Origin of the sequence: Cryobacterium breve, assembly GCF_004402375.1 — a bacterium.
Taxonomy (GTDB): Bacteria; Actinomycetota; Actinomycetes; order Actinomycetales; family Microbacteriaceae; genus Cryobacterium; species Cryobacterium breve.
This window is the reverse complement of record NZ_SOGJ01000037.1, coordinates 1-17,099: the sequence shown is the minus strand read 5'-3', so window position 1 is coordinate 17,099 and position 17,099 is coordinate 1. Positions and strand designations below refer to the sequence as shown.

Below are 17,099 nucleotides of genomic sequence, written 5' to 3'. Positions count from 1 at the left end.
TCCCCGCCATGCTGAGCCGCTGACGTCGGTGGGCGGGGCCCTGCCTACGACCTGCGGAGCACGATCTCGAGAGGCGTGCGCAAACACGGCACCCGCTCGGCATCCCGGTATGCGTCACCGCGGAGGGACTCCCCGGTGGCCAGGCGGTGATTCGTCGACACCACGACGCGGCCGGCGGTGTTGACGATGGTGATGTCGGCACCCAACAGCGCGAGGCGGGGTGTGAGGTCGCGCTCGACGGTGTCGATGAGCAGGTCGAGTCCGGTGACGCCGACGAATACATCGTCGATCCGAACCGGTGCGGCCACGGTGATCGTGTACTCGTCACTGCACAGGTAGTCGACATAGGGCCCCGCGATGTGGGCCTTGCCGGTGAGCAGGGGAACCCGGTACCACTCGAGTTCGCTGTAGTCGATATTGCCCTTGTTGATCGCCTGATTGGCGAGGGTCAGCCGGGCGCGTTGCGGCCCCTGCCACCACGCGAGGTGGCTGGGGGCGTCGGCGAGTGAGTCGTGGGCGGCGATGAATCCCGCGCCGTAGACGGACATCCCTGGCGTGTCGAGGGTTTGCCGCGCGTACGGCGCCACCAGCGCGTCGAGTCGCGACGTGGTGATCGGGCCGGAGCGCCGCGCCGCGGCGATGTCGCCCGCGATGTCGAGCCGCCAGGCCTCCAAGGCGTCAAGGGCGTCGGCGAAGTACCCATCGACGGCTGCGACCGCGCGGGACGCGACCGTGGGGACTCCTGCCGTCATGGCAACCTCCTTGTTGCGAGTCGCGCCAGGGCGCTGATCCTCGGTGACTGGGATATACAGTACCGGGGGAGGGCGCCCGCAGTCACGACCGGGCCAACTCCGCCCGGTGATCGATCAGCCGGTCCACGGCATCCATGATGGACTCCCGCACCCGGTTGGTCGCCGCAGTGGAGTCCGCGGCGGCGACGGCGTCGAGCACGGCGAGGAGTTGGCTGCGGCTGCGAACCCGATCGGCCTCTGACGCGTCGACGAGTGCGAGGAATGGCGAGAATTCCGCCTGCAGGCGCATCTGCTCACGGGTGAGCCTGGCCGATTGGCTGAGGGCTGAAATTTCAAGGTGCGCGTCGTCGGCCAGCCGTCGCCACGTCAATGGATCGTTGCCGGTGTAGCGATCGACCCGGCCGCGGATGCGCAGGATCTCGCTCGGGTCGGCCCGCTGGGCGGCCAGGGCGACGCAGGCACCCGTGACGGCCAGGTAGTGTGCGGCCAAGTCGCGGAGGGCGACCCGTGACATGGCGCAGAGGGCCCGAGTGGCGAATTCGGCGGCGTTGGCGGTTTCGACGACGAAACTTCCACCACTGCGCCCGCGACGGGTGACGACTAGGCGACGTGCGCGCAGGGATTGGAGTGCCTCCCGAGCGGTTGCCGGGGCGACGCCGAACAGCCTGGCCAACTCGGACTCCGCGGGCAGCTTCGTGCCGGGAGCGAGGACGCCACCGGTGATCGCCTCGGCGATGCGCCGCTCAACCAGCGCCGCTCGTCCCGCGTCGCCGATGGGCTGGAACACGGCGCTCTGCAGACGCGAGGGCTCGCCCCGTCGAGAGGGCGTCGTCGTGGATGCGGGCACGGCATCATTCTCCCTCACACCGCCATGGCTGCCGCGATGAATGGACCACGAAATTAATCTGCTTGCGCCAAAACCTATGGAACTATATGTTTAGGCCAACCTCTTAGACCACCGTCGTTCCAAGGAGTCATCGACCAATGCCACAGTCTGGCCGCGCATTACTTGAAGCAGCATCATCCGCTTCATTCACCCCCACGGGCGTCAGCCTGCACTCCGTCACCAAAGTGTTCGGGGATGTTGTCGCCGTCGCAGAACTCAACCTGGAAGTTCACGCCGGGGAGTTTTTCTCTATGCTCGGGCCCTCCGGGTCAGGCAAAACCACAGTGCTGCGCATGATCGCCGGCTTCGAGGACGTCACGAGCGGAGCAATCGAACTCGACGGTGTCGACGTCACCCGCACGGCGCCGTTCGACCGCAACGTGAACACGGTCTTCCAGGACTACGCGCTGTTTCCTCACCTGACCATCGCCGAGAACGTCGGCTACGGCCTGCGGGTTCGCAAGATGGGGAAGCCCGAAACGGCGGAACGGGTCGAGCGGGCCCTCCAGCAGGTGCGCCTTGCCCACACCGCCGACCGCCTGCCCCATCAGCTCTCCGGGGGGCAGCGGCAGCGCATTGCGCTGGCCCGTGCACTCATCCTGCAGCCCAGCGTGTTGCTACTCGACGAGCCCCTCGGAGCTCTCGACAAGCAGCTTCGCGAGGAGATGCAGGTTGAGCTCAAGCAGATCCAGCGCGAGGTCGGCATCACCTTCATCTTCGTCACCCACGACCAGGAGGAGGCCCTCACCCTGAGCGACCGCATCGCTGTGTTCAACAACGGCTGCATCGAGCAGGTCGGAACGCCCAACGAGGTTTACGAGTTTCCTCAGACCGCGTTCGTGGCCGGATTCCTGGGGATCTCGAACCTCATCGCCCCTGCCCACGCCAGCGTGATCACCGGAATAGACAAGCTCATCAGCGTGCGCCCGGAGCGGGTGCGACTCGCCGATGCGGCTTCTACCGTCGCCGCGGACGAGACCTCCGTGCTCGGCACCGTCTACGAAACCGTCTACACCGGCCCGGCCACGCGGTACATCATCGAGACCGCCGCCGGCCTGCGGCTCACCGCCGAACGCCACAACGACCACCACCCCACGGCGGCGGCCGCTTTCGGCCGCGGCGACGCCGTGCGGGCCATCTGGAAGACCGACCACGTGTCGATCGTCCCTTGAGCCGAACGACCCTCACGACACCCACCCTGCACCACGAATCACTAGGAGAGTTCCATGAAGAAGAAGTACATGCTGCTTCCCGCGATGATGGCAGCGGCAACGCTGGTGCTCGTCGGCTGCAGCGGCACCGGTGACACGGAGAACGGCGACACGTCTGCCGGCGGCCTCAGTATCGACGTTCCTGACGTACCCATGATGGACAAGCTGGATAAGGCTGAGGGCGAAGTGAACATCGTCGCGTGGAGCGGATTCGTCGAGCCGGCATGGTCCGACCAGTTCACCGCAGAAACCGGATGCGTCGTCAACCGCCGTGTCGCAGGTACGAGCGACGAGATGGTCACGCTTATGCGCACCGGAGACTACGACCTCGTATCGGCCTCCGGCGATGCGAGCCTGCGCCTGATCGCCGGCGGCGACGTCGCGCCGATCAACATCGACTTGATCCCCAACTTCGGCGACGACACGGTCAAGGGAATGCAGGGCCAGATCTACGACACGATCAATGGCAAGAGCTATGGCGTTCCGATCGGCCGCGGTGCGAACATCCTGCAGTACAACAGCGAAATCGTCACCGAAGCGCCCACGAGCTGGGATGTCGTATGGGAGGAAGACAGCCCCTACGCCGGCGAGATCATCGCCTATGACGCTCCGATCTACATCGCCGACGCCGCCGTGTACCTGATGACGCACGAACCCGATCTAGGTATCACCAACCCGTACGCACTCGACCAGAAGCAGCTTGACGCGGCCATCGAGCTGCTGAAGACGCAGAACGGAATCGTCAGCGAGTACTGGGCCGACCCGGTCGCCCAGATCACCTCGTACGCCGGTGGAACATCGGTCGTGGGTACCTCGTGGGAGATCCTGCGCAAGCTCACCGAGGACGAAAAGTTCAAGAGCGTGCTGCCCGAAGAGGGCTCGACCGGCTGGGCGGACGCCTGGATGATTTCGGCCGAGGCGAAGAACCCCAACTGCGGCTACCTGTGGATGGACTACACCAGCTCCGCCGAGGTCAACGGCGCGATCGCGATGGGCTTCGGCATGGCCCCGGCCAACGGTGCGTTCTGCGAGACCAGCGATGAGGCCGCAGCGCACTGCGAGTACTTCCACGCCACCGACGAGGAGTACTTCGAGAACGTCTGGTTCTGGACCACTCCGCTCGAGCAGTGCATCGACGGACGTACCGACGTCACCTGCACCAACTTCCAGCAGTGGACGGATGCCTGGCTCACCGTCAAGAGCTAGTCACCTTTCGGTGGGGCCCAGACCAGGGCCCCACCGACCCCCATCCGCATCCGCACGCACCTAAGGAATCACCGTGACCAGCACAGTGCCCCGCGTCACGACACCCGGCCAGGGCCGGGTCCAGCCCGCCGGCAGAAAGCCCCTCTCGACCCGGCTGCATCGCAGTCCGCGGCTGCGCCTGCTCGGGCTGCTGGCGTTGCCCCTGACCTGGCTCGTCGGCGTCTACATCTTCTCCCTCGTGATGCTCCTGGTCACCGCTTTCTGGCGCACCGACCCATTCACCTCCAAGGTCATCCCAGGTTTCACCCTCGACAACTTCGTACGGCTGGTCGAAAACCCGGCCTACCTCTCGACCTCGCTGCGCACACTGTCGATTGCATTGCTGGTGACCCTCCTCAGTGTCATGTTCTCCATCCCGCTGGGCATCTTCATGGCCAAGGTGGCGTCGCCCTGGTTGCGTGCCTTCCTGGCCGTCGCCATCACCCTGCCTCTCTGGGCGGGCTACCTGGTGAAGATTCTCGCCATGCGCATCACGTTCACCGAGAACGGCTTCTTCAACTCAGCCCTCGAACCCCTCGGCCTCAGCGGTCCCGGATTCAGCTACACGACCGTGGTCCTCACCCTCACCTACCTCTGGTTCCCCTACATGGCCCTGCCCGTCTACACCGCAGTGCGCCAGATCCCGGCCAACCTCTTCGACGCGTCGGCCGACTTGGGAGCGCGCAGCTGGACCACCATCCGCACCGTCGTCGTGCCGCTGCTCAAGCCCGCCCTCATCGCCGGTTCGATCTTCACCTTCTCGCTCAGCCTCGGCGACTACCTCGCCGCCAAATTCGTGGGCGGGTCCACCCAGATGATCGGCAGCGTGATCGCATCGAACATCAACCTCAACCCGCCCATCGCGGCCGCATTCTCGGTCGTTCCCATCGTTTTCGTGCTGGTCTACCTGTTCGCCGTTCGCAAGACCGGCGCACTGGACCGGATGTAGGAGCCCGCCATGCTGAGACTCACCCGCAGCGCCAAGATCGGCCTTGGCACCATCGTCGGCGTCGTGCTCGTGTTCATGTACATTCCCCTGTCCCTCGTCGTGCTCAACTCGTTCAACGCCGCCCGGATCGCCACCTGGCCGGTGACGGACTTCTCGGTCGATTGGTGGGTCGTCGCCTTCACCAGCGAGCCCATTCGTGCCGCCCTGCTCAATTCGATCGTCGTGGGCCTCGGCGCCACCGTGCTGGCGTTGGTGCTCGGCACGCTCACCGCGTTCGCGCTGCAGCGGTACAGCTTCTTCGGCAAGCAGACCGTCAACCTGCTCATCGTGCTCCCGATCGCACTGCCCGGAATCGTCACGGGTGTCGCCCTGAGCAACACCTACAACAACATCCTCGAACCGATCGGTATTCAGATCGGGTACTTCGGAATGATCGTGGCCCACGCCACCTTCTGCATGGTCATGGTCTTCAACAACGTGCTCGCCCGGCTGCGCCGCATGAGCCCGAACCTGCAGGAGGCCTCGATGGACCTCGGGGCCGGGCTCTGGCAGACCTTCAAGCTCATCACCTTTCCCCAATTCCGCACCGCGTTCGTGGCCGGGGGCCTGCTGGCTTTCGCCCTCAGCTTCGACGAGGTCGTGGTGACCATCTTCACGGCACCGCCGGGAGTGGACACGTTGCCGTTGTGGATCATGAACCAGATGGCCCGTCCCAACGAGGCCAGCGTCGTCAATGTCGTCGCGACCGTCATCATCCTTGCCTCGTTCATCCCCGTCTACGTGTCGCAGCGGCTCTCAAGGGCTGAAGAGGAGGACTGACCGTTCGGATCGCGGTTTCACACACAGGGACATTCGGTAGCGCTCGCGGCTCGCTAGCGCCCAGCTACAGGTGCCCCCTGTCGAGCGGGCCGCGCAGCATCCCGCTGCCACCGGGCACGAGCAGGCCCGATTCGTAGGCGATGATCACCAGCTGAGCGCGATCGTGTGCGCCCAGCTTGGTCATCATGCGGTTCACATGGGTCTTGGCGGTGTGCGGGGAGATCACGAGTTCATCGGCGATCATGGTGTTGGCAAGGCCGCGGGCCACGAGCAGAAGAATTTCCCGCTCCCGGTCGGTAAGAAGCGCCAGCTCGGCCGGTGCCACGAGGGAGGGGCGTTCGGCCGGGGCCGTGTACCGGTCGATGAGCGCTCGGGTGGCCCGTGGCGAGAGCAGCGCGTCACCGCTGTGCACGGTGCGGATGGCGGTCATCAGGTCGTGGGCTTCCGTGCCCTTTCCAACGAATCCGCTGGCTCCGGCTCGCAGCGCCTGCAGCACGTACTCGTCCTCTTCAAAAGTGGTCAGCACGATGATCCGAGTACCGGCCAGGGTAGGGTCGGCGCAGATGGCAGCGGTCGCCTGGATGCCGTCCATCACCGGCATCCGGATGTCCATCAGCACGATATCGGGGCGCAGTTCCCGCACCAGGGCCACGACATCGCGCCCGTTGCCGGCCTGACCGGCCACGGTGAAGCCCTCTTCGTGCGACACCAGTTCGGCCACGGCCGTGCGAATCAGGGACTGGTCGTCGGCGAGAACCACGGAGATCATGAAGCACCTTTCGTGCGGGGTGCGGCAACGGCCGCGGCCGGCCCCGAAGCTGAATTCGGATCGGTGGCAGTGCCTCCGTCGGTCGGCAACCAGGCGGTGAACCGGAAGACCGGGCCAGGCCCCCTGGCCGCGGTCAGGCGGCCGGCGACCGATCCCACGCGTTCACGTGCGCCGAGCAGACCGTGGCCGGAACCAACCGGCGTTCGGCTCGCCGCGCCCGCCGATCCGGCGCGCCCGGTCATGGCCACCGTGTTGGTCACCGCGATTTCCACCCCCGCCGCCTGGTAGTCAAGGTGCAGCAGTGCGGAGTGGTCGGCGCCGTGCTTGTGGGCGTTGGTCAGGGCCTCCTGCACCACGCGGAAGGCCACCATGTCGACGGCGCCGGGAAGCGACCGAGGCGTGCCAACGACCCGGTGCTCCACGTTCAGCCCGCTGCGCTCGAAGTCGGTGAGCAACGCTTCGAGGTCGGCGAGCCCGGCGACGGGCGCCGTACCGGCGCCGGGGCCACTGGCATCCGCTGCTCGCAGCACGTTGAGCAGGCTGCCGATCTCACCCAGCACGCCGCGGGCTGCCTCACGGATGGTCGCCAACGACTTCTCGGCGTCGTCCGGTCGGTCAGGGAGTGCCTGCGAAGCGACGCTGGAGTGCAGATTGATCACCGCGATCTGATGGGCGAGCAGGTCGTGCAGGTCGCGGGCGATACGCAGGCGCTCCTCCGCCACGCGGCGCAGCGCCTCGGACTCCTTGGTTTCCTCGGCATGGCGGGCCCGGTCGGTGATCGACCGGATGTACGCAGCGTGCGAGCGATTCGCGTCGCCGGCGGCGGTGGCGAAACCCACGAAAGCCGCCAGCTGCAAGAGTGTGCGGATGTCGTTCCACGGGGTGTCCAGGAAGGACACCGTGGCTATCGACAGCAGGATCACCGTCACGCCGGAGAAGAACAGCGAGGTGCCCCGCCTCAACCAGCGGGCCATACCGAAAACGCCGATCAGCACCGCTAATAGTTGGGTGACAATGGACCCGTCGATGGCGAGGCCGAGCATGCAGGCGACAACCGCAACGGATGCCCCGACGAGCGGCGCGCGCTGACGCAGCAGGACCGAACCGGCCGAGACGAGCACCAGCAATGCTGCACCGACGCTCGACGTCGCGGCGCCTCCGAAGTCGTGGGTGGCGAAGCTCGGACCGAGCACGAACACCACCAGGATGGTGTCGCGCAGCCAAACGGGCAGCCGGGACAGCGGGGTGAAGTTGCGGTCGCCCTCCGAGACGTGGTCGCGCTGGATCAGCATGTTGTCCTCCCGCCCGTGGATCGGACTCGACACCATTCTGCCAACCGAGCCGCACGCTGTCCTCCCGCGGGCGTGGGTGCCCGGCGTACTGCGGTGGTGGTAGGCCGGACGCCACAGCCGGTCAAACCGGGCCCAGCGCGGTACGGCCAGGTTGCCACGAGGGGAGGACGACCTGCGCCGCGTGTCTGGCGACACTGGAGGTGTGCCGCTGGACCGGTTCGACGTGAGCCGGTCCGGCCGGCACGCTAACCACCGTCACGCAACCACCGTCACGCAACCTCCCTCACGCAATAACCAGGAGACCTCAACCATGTCCATCCCCGTTCTCGCCGCCCGCGACATCCACAAGTCGTATGGCCGTGGCGCCACCCGGTTCGACGCCCTCAAGGGCGTCTCCGTCGACATCCAGCAGGGTGAATCCGTCGCCATCGTGGGCAAGAGCGGGTCAGGCAAGTCCACCCTCATGCACCTGCTCGCGCTGCTCGACAACCCCACCACCGGTTCCGTCGAGCTCAGCGGCCGCGACGCCAGCGGGCTCTCCGGCCGGGTCGTCAACCAGACCCGCAACGAGACCTTCGGTTTCGTGTTCCAGCAGTTCTTCCTCACGCCCAACACGAGCGTGCTCGACAACGTGACGCTGCCGCTGCAAATTGCCGGCATCGGCGGCGCCGAACGCAAGCGGCGCGGGATGGCGGTGCTCGAGCAGCTGGACCTGGCCGACAAGGCCCGCAACAAGGCCACCGACCTGTCCGGCGGCCAGAAGCAGCGGGTGGTGATCGCGCGGGCGCTGGTGAACAACCCCAGCGTCATCTTCGCCGACGAACCCACCGGCAACCTCGACTCCGCCACCGGCAAGGTGGTCGAGGACATCCTGTTCTCGCTGCAAGAGGAAAAGGGCATCACCCTGATCATCGTGACGCACGACGAAGACCTCGCGGCGCGCTGCGACCGGCGGGTGTACATCCGCGACGGCCTGATCACCGACAGCCTGCACGCGGTGCCGGCCGCGACCGCTGCTACGATCGCGACCGCTCAGGAGGTGCGCGCATGAATGCCTTCGACCTGATCCGCTCGGCCGTTAAAAACAGCCTGCGCAGCAAGACCCGCACCATCCTCACGGTGCTCTCGATCTTCATCGGCGCCTTCACCCTCACCCTCACCAGCGGGGTCGGCACCGGCATCAACCAGTACATCGACACGACGGTGGCCTCGATCGGCGCCGACGACGTCATCACTGTCACCAAGGCGGCTGAAGACGGCACGGATGGTCCGGTCGAGTACGATCCCACCGCGGTGGCGGTCGATTCCCCGAACTCGCCACCCGGTGCTCCCGGGTTCAGCCTCATCGCCCTGACCACGGACGACCTCGACTCGATCGGCGCCATTGACGGCGTTCTTTCCGTGCAACCGCAGCTGAGCGTGAGCCCGGATTACGTGCAGGTCGCCGACGGCACCGCCTACGAGGCCAATGTGGGAAGCTTCATCCCCGGCATGGAGCTGGACCTCGCTGCGGGCGCCGAGCCCGACGCGGCGAGCAGCGACTACGAGGTTGCCGTGCCGGTCTCGTTCGTCACGCCCCTGGGCTTCACGGATGACGCCGCCGCCCTGGGTGCCATGCTCACCCTCGCCATCACCGACGTCACGGGCACCCAGTCCGAGCTGAGGGCCACCATCGTCGGCGTCTCCGAGGAAGGCTTGGCGGGATCGACGGCGTTCACGGCCAACAAGGTGCTCACCGAGGCCCTCTACGACGCCCAAAGCGGTGGACTGTCGGAGAGCAGCAAGGACAGCTATGCCCAGGCTGTGGTCCGGTTCGATCCGACCGGCGCCGAGGCGGACCTGACCACTCTCAAGTCCGACCTGTCCGACCTGGGCTACACCGGCACCACGGTGGAAGACCAGATCGGCTCGTTCAAGGCCGTCATCGACGGCATCGTGCTGGTATTGAACGCCTTCGCCGTGATCGCACTGCTGGCGGCCGGTTTCGGCATCGTCAACACGCTGTTGATGAGCGTGCAGGAACGCACCCGGGAGATCGGCCTGATGAAGGCGATGGGCCTCGGCGGCGGCAAGATCTTCGGCCTGTTCAGCCTGGAAGCCGTGTTCATCGGCCTGATGGGAAGCGCACTCGGTGTCGGCGTCGGCATGCTCGCGGGGATGGGCGCCAACGCGGTGTTGGCCGACACGCTCCTGGCCGACCTGCCCGGGCTCACCCTGGTGGCTTTCGATCCCGCCGCACTGGCCACGATCATCCTCGTGGTGATGGGGCTGGCATTCCTGGCCGGAACGATCCCGGCTCTGCGCGCAGCGCGGCAGGACCCGATCGAGTCGCTTCGCTACGAGTAGCAGCCGGCCCGCGCCCCCGGGGCCCCTATCCGCTCGCGCGCGTGCAGGCCCCGGGGGCGTCAGGAACGCGAGTGCGCTTGGGTATACGCGGCGCCCACGGAATACCTGGAGTACCCGGTGCGCTGACCGGTCGGCGCCGCGCGCGTCCGTCGCCCGTCGCGGCGCACCTTGTGGAAGTGGGCGCACGGTAGAACGTGCGCCCACTTCCACAACCTGCGCCGCGAGTCGTGAGTTGCGAGTCGCGCGACTTCGGGGAGGTGAGCGCACCACCCGGCGGACGTCGAAGATACATCTGTGCACAGGGATGTGGAAAAACCTGTGGACAGCAGCATGAAAACTGTCTGTATCCCGCTGAATGACTGCGAATGCGGGTGTGGATAACTCCGTGTAAAAGCTGTGGATTCCGAACCGGAACGCCGGTTGTCCTCAGCTCGATTCAGCGGATGCCTGGTTGTGAATACCTCGAATACAGGTTCGGAATGCGCGTGTCTAGCGAATTTCGGTGAGATACGTGGTGTACCCGGCGCTGCGCATTGCGGCCATGATCGGCTCGGTTCCGCCGGGCTCGGCGATGGCGATCATTGCGCCCCCGCCTCCACCGCCGGTCAGCTTCGCCCCGAGGGCGCCGGCCCGCCGAGCGATCGCCACGAGCGATTCGATCTCCGGACTCGACACCTGCAGTGCGTTGAGCAGACCCTGGTTGATGTTCATCAGCTCGCCGAGCTCGGCGATGTCGCCGCGGCGCAGCGCATCTACCCCGGCCAAGACCAGGCCGTCGATCTGGCTGAAGATGCCCTCGTACCGCGCCGGGTTGCGCTGCCAGGCACTGCGCACGAGGCCGACGGTCTGGGCGGTGAGCGATTCAACCCCGGACAGCCCAATCACGATGGGGATCGGGTGGGGAGTGAAGATGTCGCGGATCGTGTGACCGCCCGGGGCATCCGTTTTCTGGAACAGAACCGACCGGCCGAAGGTGGCGACGGTGTTGTCAATGCCCGACGGGGTTCCATGCACGATCTGTTCACATTCGAAGGCGAGGCCCGAGACCTCGGCGTCGCTGATCGTGAGCTGGAAGCTGTCGGCGACGGCGCGGATCACCGCCACTGCGAACGCGGCGGAGGCGCCCAGGCCGCTGGCCCGCGGCAGGTGCGAGAACACGTCAACCCGCACGCCCGCGGCGGTGACGCCGAGCCGGGACGCAATCAGCGCCGCGACCCGGTGCGAGAGGTCCGCGCGGATGGGTTCGCGCACCGAGCCGTCGATGTCCCAGTCGGCGATGACCGGTTTGCGGATCGATGCATGGCGGGTGACCTGCGCGCGCACGGAAAGCCCGATCGGGGCGGCGATCGCGTGGTAGCCGTAGACGACGGAATGCTCGCCCATCAGGATGATCTTGCCGTAGCCGAGGTGGGCGTCCGCTCCGGGGGCGCTCGGGGCGAGGGCAGCGCCGGGCGTGGTGGCGGGTGGTGGCGTGAGGGTGGCCGAGGTCGTGGGCGCGGGGTGTGGCAGGGGCGCCGCGACGGATGCCGCGGCGCGAGGCCCGGCATCCGGGGCGGCCGAATCACTGGCCGGGTCGCCGTCGCTGCCCCCGTCGAGGGACTGCATGATCTGGCGCGCCTTCCACACCTTGATCTCGCCGTCGGCGATGAGCCTCTCGACGACCTCCTCGAACCGAGCTCCGCTGGCCCCCGCGGCCGCGGCGACGGCCCGCGCGTGCAGACGCATATGGCCGTGCTGGATGCCGTTGGTGGACAGGGCCTTGAGCGCGGCGAGGTTCTGGGCCAGCCCCACGGCGGCCATCACCTCGGCCAGCTCGGGCGCCCCGGACACCCCAAGGATCGTGTGCGCGAGTCGCACGGCCGGATTCGACTCCACCTGGCCGCCGACAGTCCCGACCTTCAACGGAAGGGTCAGTTCGCCCACCAGATCGCCGGATCCGTTCACGCTCCAGGTGGTGAGCGGGCCGTACCCGTCACCCCGTCCGGCGTAGGCGTGGGCGGCCGCCTCGATCGCCCTCCAGTCGTTGCCGGTGGCCAGGGCAACGGCGTCGATCCCGTTCATAATGCCCTTGTTGTGCGTGGTGGCCCGGTAGGGATCCATGGCGGCGAACTCGTTCGCGAGCACGATACCGTCGCGCACGCGTGCGCCGGGGAAATCGGCGGTCTCGAGCAGCGCGTGCGGGATCACGGCACGGGCGCGCACCAGGGCCCGGTCGGTGAGGTTGGAGAGGATTCGCAGGAACACGCGGCCGCCGCTGATCTCCTCGACCAGGGGGGCGAGCCGCTCGCACATCGAGTTGACCAGGTTGGCGCCCATGGCATCGCGGGTGTCTACCACTAGGTGCACGACGAGCAGCTCGCCGTTCTGCGTGGTCGCCCCGCGCAGGAAGACCTCGATGCCGCGGGCCCCGCCGCCGCGCGCCGCCATGTTCGGATGCCCGCTGTTGGCCAGAGCGACGAGCTCGTCGCCGCGCGCGAGAAGGTCAGTTCGGGCGCGATCGGGGTCGATAAGGTCGACGACCTGGATCTGGCCGATCAGCAGCGGATCCTCGGCGACGCTCGTGAACCCTCCGGCCTGGCGCACCAGCCGGGCCGTGGAACTGACCGCGGCGACGATGGACGGCTCTTCGACCACCATCGGCACCAGGTAGTCCCGGCCGTTGATCTGGAAATTCAGGCCGAGCCCCATCGGCATCGAGAACACGCCGATCACGTTCTCGATCAACCGGTCGGCCGCCGCCACGTCGAGGGCGGATGTTCCGCCGGCGAGGTGCGCCGCGGCATCCTCGGTCAAAACACCTCGTTGCTGCAGGAGTGCGATGCGCTCGCTGACCGTCAGCTGGTAGAAGCGGGGGATCCGGGACCGGCTCATGACGTGGTGCCTCCCTGTAGGCCGGCGGCGAAAAAGCCGAGCGGGACGATGGCGGCGCCGGCTCGGGCGAATGCCCCGGCGAGGCGCTCGGTGGGTTCTCCGGCGTAGCTGAAAGCCAGGCCGACGTCGCCACCGCCGGCGCCGCTGGTCTTGAAGACGCTGCCTTCGCGCCGGGCGAGGGCGTGCAGTTCACGGTGCCGCTCACTCACAATGCCGGCCCGGGCGTGGTCATCGAGCTGGGACAGGGCGGCGAAGTAGTCGGAGGCCAAGCGCAGGAAGGCGGCCGGGCTGGCCAGCGCTGTCTCGGCCTGCTCGGCCAGGTGCGCAAGCCGATCGAGGTCGGCCCGATGCCGGGCAGGGCTCTCGGCGGCGTAGTCACCCACGCGGCCCACCAAGCGGGTCGTCAGTGCGCCCTCGCCGGTGACGACGGCTGAGATGCGGAGTTCCTCCGGCCAGCGGAGCGGCACGACTGCGACGTCCGGGGTGTAGCGGATCAGCCCACCGTGCACGCTCGCGGCGACGTCGCCGCCACTGCCGGCACCGTTCTGCGCGTTCCGGTGGGCGGCGTGGGCCAGCCGAAAGAGCTCGCGCCGGTCGAGGGTCAGGCCCAGGGCGCGGGCCAGGGCGTCGGTCAAGGCGGCGGCGGTGGCCGCGCTGGAGCCGAGGCCCAGCTTGTGGTCACCCCGGGAGAGTGCGCTGCTGTCGATGGTGATCGCGAGCGGGGGTACGGTGAGCAACGGGCGGCCCCGGGCCTGCAGCGCCGCGGCCTGCACCGTCGCGCGCACCTCGTCGAAGACGCGGAGATGGGCACGCTGCGTGGCGGTGAGGCCGGTCGGAAGGGCGCCGTCCGTTGCCAAGGTCAGATTGCGGATACCGAGATTGGGTGCGCTGACCTGCCAGGTGACTGTGGAGGACTCGTCGATCGTCACCTCCACCCGCCGGTCGACGGCGGTGACCAACGCGGGTGCGCCCTCGAGCACGGCATACTCGCCCAGCAGGAAGAGCTTGCCGGGCGCGGAGGCCCGGATCGTCGGCAATGACGGAATGGTCGGAAGCGTCATCGCCATCATTCCAGCCGGTAGGCGGCCGGGCCGAGCGCGCTGATCCGGGCCTCGTGCACGCCGGGCACGAGCGTCATCGCCTGCTGCACAGCGGCGGCGTCACCCGGCAGGCAGAGCACCTTGACCTGCGGGCCGGCGTCGATGGTGAAGTAGGCCGGCACGCCCTGGGCACGCAGGGCCCGCACGGCGTGCATGGCGGCGACGGTGGCCGCGTTCCAGTAGATCAGCGCGGGTCGGGTTGTGAGCATCAGGGCGTGCAGCTTGAGACAGTTGTACTCGGACAGCTCCCCGAGCCGGGTGAAATCGCGGTCCCGGATGGCCGCACGCATCTCCGCGAGGTCGTCGTCGGCCGAGTCCAGCCAGGCAGGGTAGAACGGCGAGGTGGCCTTGCTCTCGTTCATGCCGATTGTGGAATTTATCGATTTCTCGCCGTGCTCGGTAATCGCTACGACCACGGCGAGAGGCCAGGCGCCCTGGTCGAGCAACTCCTCCGCGTAGGCGTCCGAGCCGTCGGCGGCGGTGCCGGCGTGCATCTCGGCGAAACCGCCGAAAATAGACCGGGCGGCCGAGCCGGAGCCGTAGCGGGCCAGAATCGACAGCTCCCGGCTCAGCAAGGTGAGCCCGGCGGCTCCGGTGGCAGCCACAGCGAGGGCCGCGAAACCGGACGCCGACGAGGCGAGGCCGGCCCCCGTCGGGAAGTTGTTCGTCGACGACACGATGGCGTTCAGCCCCGAGGCGGGGAGACCCAGGCTGGCGGCATGCCCGCGCACCAGATCGAGAACGTGGCTGACGCGCGTGACCGGGCCTCGGCATCCGGCAAGCCAGAACTCGTCGGCGGCCAGGCCGGGCGTGAAGGTGACGCGGGTGTCGGTGTAGAGCGCGTCGAGCGTGACGGAGATCGAGCCGACCGCGGGTGTGTTCAGGGCGGCGTCGCGCTTGCCCCAGTACTTGACGAGGGCGATGTTGCTGTGTGCGCGGGCCACGGCGGTGGCTCCACCATCGATGGGTTGGTCCACAGTGGTGCTCCGATCGGGTTCCCTCGATTTTAGTCGCTTCCCGGGGCTCCGTATCGGCACCACGGGTCGGTTGCGCCTGACGATCCGCTTCTGGTCACCACTTTCACCAACCGATCCGTTGATAATGGAATGGTGCGTTTGAGACCCGGTGTGGGTGAACAACCACGCCAAACCTGAAGAGGGAACTGTTGACGCCTGGAATTAGTGGATTCTCCCTGTTCGTGCCGCCTTACCGCGTGCAGCTTGAAGACTGGTGCGAGTGGAACGACCAGCCGTGGGGGAAGGTCAAGAACGTCGTCGGCCGGAGCTTCCGCATGCGCGGCCCTGGCCAGAGCGTCTACACGCTGGCGGCGAACGCGGTGTGGCGTCTAATCCGCGACTACGACATCGACCCGGGTCAGGTCGGCCTCTTGGCCCTCGGCACCGAGTCCAGCAGTGATAACTCGGCAGGCGCGGTCATCGTCAAGGGCATGGTCAACGACGCCCTCAGTGCCCACGACATGCCCCTGCTCGCCCGCGACTGCGAGGTGCCAGAGTTCAAGCAGGCCTGCCTCGCCGGCGTCTATGGCATCAAGGCCGCCCTGCGCTATCTGGCGACGGATGGTGTGGGCCGCCAGGCCATCGTCGTCTCCGCCGACATCGCCGAGTACGCCCGCGGGGGCAGCGGTGAGCCCACCCAGGGTGCGGGCGCCGTCGCCGTGCTCCTGGAGAGCGAGGCGCGTCTGTTGGAAGTCAACCTGGCCGGGTCCGGCAGTGACTCCGACTACCGCGTCGCGGACTTCCGCAAACCGTTCGCGCGCTTTCGCGGTCAGCCGCCTCGCGACGACGGACAAATGCAAGACCTGCCCGTGTTCAACGGCCGCTACTCCACCAGCTGCTACATCGATGCCACCCACCACGCGATGACCGCCATGCTGGGCAAGCGCCCCGGAAAGTCCCTCGACTACTTCACCGAGGTCGACCGCGTGTTCATGCACCGCCCGTACCACCAGATGCCGGCGACCGGATGGGTGATGGCCTACCTGTTCACGCTCGCGGCCGACGAGGAAACGGGCCGGGACCAGCTGCGAACGCACTGCGCGGATGCCGGAATCGACGCCGACCTCTTGCTCGCCGAGCTCTGCGCCCCCTCGCCTTTCCACGGCAACGGTGCCGACATCGGCGAGATCACCGGCGACGTGTTCCCGCTGTCCCGCCGGCTGCGCCAGCACCTGCGCAGCACGGAGCTCTGGAACACCCTGGTCAGCGAAAAGCTCGGTCTCGGCTCCGACACCATGCGAGACCTGGGCAACCTCTACACGGCGGCCCTGCCGGCCTGGCTCGCATCCGGCCTCAAGCATGGCCTGACGGATGGTCTCGAGCTCGCCGGCCAGGAATGGCTGGCCCTCGGCTACGGCAGCGGCGATGCCGCCGAGGCTCTGCCGATGCGGGTCGCAGCGGGCTGGCAGGCCGCCGCCGCCCGGATCAACGTTGAGACCGCGCTACAGGACCCGGTCGACTTGACCGAGGCGCAGTACATCGCGCTGCACGAGGGCAGCCCCGGCGACCTTGTGCCTGCCCCGGCCGACGACCAGTTCGTCGTGGACCACCTCGGCACCGCGAACGGCCCCGACTTCTACGACCAGGGCATCGAGTACTACCGCTACGTGCCTCCCACCGCCTGAACGTCGTCGCCTTCCAACGCTTGCCTCTCTCCCAACGCGCGATCCACTGCCCCGACGGCCCGGACCAATTCGACGGAGATTTTGCACTAAAACGCGGTATTCGGGCGATGTCAAGCTGACTGGAGTCACTTGGGTTAGTTTGTGGCGGTTTCGTCGGCGAGGTGATTGATCCCGACGAGGCTGGCTGGTGCGGGTGTTGTTGGTCGTTCACGGAATCG

14 protein-coding genes are annotated in these 17,099 nt (G+C 67.4%); 7 read left to right on the top strand and 7 right to left on the bottom strand.

All coding sequences use genetic code 11. The annotated features are described in order from the left end of the window. Positions 1-44: 44 nt before the first annotated feature. Together E3O65_RS16070 and E3O65_RS16065 are read right to left on the bottom strand one after the other, a co-directional pair. Positions 45-752, bottom strand: a complete 708-nt coding sequence (locus E3O65_RS16070) for a cache domain-containing protein (protein WP_174722350.1) — start codon at positions 750-752, stop codon at positions 45-47. Positions 753-834: 82 nt separating this feature from the next. Continuing rightward, positions 835-1,599: a FadR/GntR family transcriptional regulator gene (locus E3O65_RS16065; RefSeq protein WP_241985688.1), complete on the bottom strand. Its 765-nt coding sequence runs from the start codon at positions 1,597-1,599 to the stop codon at positions 835-837. A 137-nt stretch (positions 1,600-1,736) separates the two neighbouring features. Here E3O65_RS16065 and E3O65_RS16060 point away from each other — a divergent pair, with 137 nt between their 5' ends. The 4 genes from E3O65_RS16060 to E3O65_RS16045 all read left to right on the top strand — a co-directional run bounded on the left by E3O65_RS16060 (position 1,737) and on the right by E3O65_RS16045 (position 5,862). Further along, entirely contained in the window at positions 1,737-2,810 is a 1,074-nt protein-coding gene (locus tag E3O65_RS16060; RefSeq protein ID WP_134364729.1) for an ABC transporter ATP-binding protein, read from the top strand. Positions 2,811-2,864: 54 nt separating this feature from the next. Next, positions 2,865-4,055 (top strand): extracellular solute-binding protein, encoded by a 1,191-nt coding sequence (locus tag E3O65_RS16055; protein WP_134364728.1) that lies wholly within the window; start codon positions 2,865-2,867, stop codon positions 4,053-4,055. Positions 4,056-4,128: 73 nt separating this feature from the next. Continuing rightward, positions 4,129-5,043: an ABC transporter permease gene (locus tag E3O65_RS16050; protein ID WP_134364727.1), complete on the top strand. Its 915-nt coding sequence runs from the start codon at positions 4,129-4,131 to the stop codon at positions 5,041-5,043. A 9-nt stretch (positions 5,044-5,052) separates the two neighbouring features. Continuing rightward, positions 5,053-5,862, top strand: coding sequence for an ABC transporter permease (locus E3O65_RS16045; RefSeq protein ID WP_134364726.1), 810 nt, complete (start codon positions 5,053-5,055; stop codon positions 5,860-5,862). Positions 5,863-5,926: 64 nt separating this feature from the next. On the opposite strand, the gene E3O65_RS16040 is transcribed toward E3O65_RS16045, so the two are convergent. Then, positions 5,927-6,631 carry a response regulator transcription factor gene (locus E3O65_RS16040; protein WP_134364725.1) on the bottom strand — a complete coding sequence of 235 codons (705 nt, stop codon included), beginning with the start codon at positions 6,629-6,631 and terminating at the stop codon, positions 5,927-5,929. Continuing rightward, a complete protein-coding gene (locus tag E3O65_RS16035) occupies positions 6,628-7,959 on the bottom strand; it encodes a sensor histidine kinase (protein ID WP_134364724.1) in 1,332 nt (443 codons plus the stop codon). The genes E3O65_RS16040 and E3O65_RS16035 overlap by 4 nt, the downstream gene beginning before the upstream one ends. A 274-nt stretch (positions 7,960-8,233) precedes the next feature. On the opposite strand from E3O65_RS16035, the gene E3O65_RS16030 reads away from it, so the two are divergent. After that, entirely contained in the window at positions 8,234-8,974 is a 741-nt protein-coding gene (locus E3O65_RS16030) for an ABC transporter ATP-binding protein (RefSeq protein ID WP_134364723.1), read from the top strand. Next, positions 8,971-10,269 (top strand): ABC transporter permease, encoded by a 1,299-nt coding sequence (locus E3O65_RS16025; RefSeq protein ID WP_134364722.1) that lies wholly within the window; start codon positions 8,971-8,973, stop codon positions 10,267-10,269. The genes E3O65_RS16030 and E3O65_RS16025 overlap by 4 nt, the downstream gene beginning before the upstream one ends. Positions 10,270-10,758: 489 nt before the next feature. Here E3O65_RS16025 and E3O65_RS16990 read toward each other — a convergent pair whose 3' ends face one another. Genes E3O65_RS16990 through mvaD form a run of 3 tightly spaced genes read right to left on the bottom strand, consistent with a single transcriptional unit; the run spans position 10,759 to position 15,217 of the window. After that, positions 10,759-13,140: a hydroxymethylglutaryl-CoA reductase, degradative gene (locus E3O65_RS16990; RefSeq protein WP_198411667.1), complete on the bottom strand. Its 2,382-nt coding sequence runs from the start codon at positions 13,138-13,140 to the stop codon at positions 10,759-10,761. Next, positions 13,137-14,201 (bottom strand): mevalonate kinase family protein, encoded by a 1,065-nt coding sequence (locus E3O65_RS16015; RefSeq protein WP_134364721.1) that lies wholly within the window; start codon positions 14,199-14,201, stop codon positions 13,137-13,139. The genes E3O65_RS16990 and E3O65_RS16015 overlap by 4 nt, the downstream gene beginning before the upstream one ends. Positions 14,202-14,206: 5 nt before the next feature. Further along, positions 14,207-15,217, bottom strand: a complete 1,011-nt coding sequence (gene mvaD, locus E3O65_RS16010) for a diphosphomevalonate decarboxylase (protein WP_198411666.1) — start codon at positions 15,215-15,217, stop codon at positions 14,207-14,209. A 188-nt stretch (positions 15,218-15,405) separates the two neighbouring features. Between mvaD and E3O65_RS16005 the strand changes: the two genes are divergently transcribed. Next, positions 15,406-16,881 carry a hydroxymethylglutaryl-CoA synthase family protein gene (locus E3O65_RS16005; protein WP_134364720.1) on the top strand — a complete coding sequence of 492 codons (1,476 nt, stop codon included), beginning with the start codon at positions 15,406-15,408 and terminating at the stop codon, positions 16,879-16,881. Positions 16,882-17,099 lie beyond the last annotated feature (218 nt).

Excerpts from the sequence above, each read along its gene's own strand:
- E3O65_RS16070 (WP_174722350.1), bottom strand. The coding sequence starts at position 752 with ATGACGGCAGGAGTCCCCACGGTCGCGTCCCGCGCGGTCGCAGCCGTC.
- E3O65_RS16060 (WP_134364729.1), top strand. The coding sequence starts at position 1,737 with ATGCCACAGTCTGGCCGCGCATTACTTGAAGCAGCATCATCCGCTTCA.
- E3O65_RS16055 (WP_134364728.1), top strand. The coding sequence starts at position 2,865 with ATGAAGAAGAAGTACATGCTGCTTCCCGCGATGATGGCAGCGGCAACG.
- E3O65_RS16045 (WP_134364726.1), top strand. The coding sequence starts at position 5,053 with ATGCTGAGACTCACCCGCAGCGCCAAGATCGGCCTTGGCACCATCGTC.
- E3O65_RS16040 (WP_134364725.1), bottom strand. The coding sequence starts at position 6,631 with ATGATCTCCGTGGTTCTCGCCGACGACCAGTCCCTGATTCGCACGGCC.
- E3O65_RS16035 (WP_134364724.1), bottom strand. The coding sequence starts at position 7,959 with ATGGTGTCGAGTCCGATCCACGGGCGGGAGGACAACATGCTGATCCAG.
- E3O65_RS16030 (WP_134364723.1), top strand. The coding sequence starts at position 8,234 with ATGTCCATCCCCGTTCTCGCCGCCCGCGACATCCACAAGTCGTATGGC.
- E3O65_RS16025 (WP_134364722.1), top strand. The coding sequence starts at position 8,971 with ATGAATGCCTTCGACCTGATCCGCTCGGCCGTTAAAAACAGCCTGCGC.
- E3O65_RS16990 (WP_198411667.1), bottom strand. The coding sequence starts at position 13,140 with ATGAGCCGGTCCCGGATCCCCCGCTTCTACCAGCTGACGGTCAGCGAG.
- E3O65_RS16015 (WP_134364721.1), bottom strand. The coding sequence starts at position 14,201 with ATGACGCTTCCGACCATTCCGTCATTGCCGACGATCCGGGCCTCCGCG.